Source organism: Streptomyces sp. IBSBF 3136, from assembly GCF_036815105.1.
Lineage (GTDB): Bacteria > Actinomycetota > Actinomycetes > Streptomycetales > Streptomycetaceae > Streptomyces.
The window spans coordinates 1-1,078 of sequence record NZ_JAJSZC010000001.1; the positions used below are offsets into that span (position 1 = coordinate 1).

Here is a 1,078-nt window from a genome sequence, read left to right on the forward strand (position 1 = left end):
GCCAGGGGCCGGGGCGGGTCCGCCGATCGGCGCCGCGGCGGCGGGCGCGGCTGCGGTGACGGACGGGTGTGTCCCGGAGGGCCCGGCCGGGGCCCTGTCGGGGCCCGGGGTCGCCTCCAGGACCGAGGCCGTTCCAGCGGGCCGGCCCGTCTCCGGGGCCGGGCGCGGCGCCGGGGCCGCAGCGGAGGCCGAGGTCGCTTCGGAGCCGCCGGCCGCGCCGGGGGCCGTTCCCGCGCCGGCGGCCGAGGCCGTCCCGGCGAGCCAGGCCGCCTCGGATCCCGGGTGCGCACCGAAGGCCGGGGCCGTGCCGCGGGGCGTGCCGTCGGCCGGGTGAGTCGGCGGCCGGTCGGTCACCAGAGGCAGCCAGCGGCGGGCCAGGCTGACGGGGCGGGCGTCGGCGAAGACCTCGTCGAGGTCGATCTCGATCCCCAGTTCGGCTTCCAGCTCGGCGGCCAGTTCCACCGCGTCGACGGAGGTGCCGCCCGCGTCGAAGAAGTCGGCGTCCGGCGACAGCCGGCCGGTGGGCAGGTGGCGGCCGGCCGCGGCGGCGACGGTGGCCGCCAGACCGTCCAGGTCGGGCGCCGGTGCCGGGGCGGTCCCGGGCCCGGCGGTCGCCGTCCGCACCCGGGCCAGCAGGTCGGCCACGCCGAGTCGGCCGCCGCCCTGTTCGATCGACTCGGCGAGCGCCCGCCGGCCGCCGGCCGCCGGTTCCTCGTTCACGTCACGCATGAGAGCCCTTCAGGTTGTGCTCGGTCTTGTTGCTCACGGCTGCTCCCAGGAGCGGAACGCCCGCAGTCGCTCGGGGGTGGCCACGACGGCCGGCCGTTCGTCGTCCGGGTCGCCGCCGCCGAGCGCGGCCAGCAGCCGGCGCGCGGGCGCGTTGCGCGGGGTGCGCTCCCCGGCGATCCGGACCTCGGCGCAGCCCAGCTGCTCGGCCCGGTCGGCGAGCCAGGCCAGCAGGCGCTCCTCGACACCCCGGCCGAGGGCCCGGCAGCTCATCAGCCAGGCGTGGACGTCGAGCCGGGGGGGGGGGGGGGCGCCGCCGGCCCGGTCCCGGGCCGCGGCCGTCCACACCTCG

General features: G+C 80.6%; 1 protein-coding gene and 1 pseudogene. Both read right to left on the minus strand.

Translation table 11 applies throughout. The features are described 5' to 3' along the window. Positions 1–729 (minus strand): acyl carrier protein (locus V7E45_RS00005; protein ID WP_333771958.1); only part of this gene is annotated, 729 nt, incomplete at its 3' end. A 33-nt stretch (positions 730–762) separates the two neighbouring features. Further along, positions 763–1,078: pseudogene (locus V7E45_RS00010) on the minus strand (hypothetical protein); the annotation flags it as partial.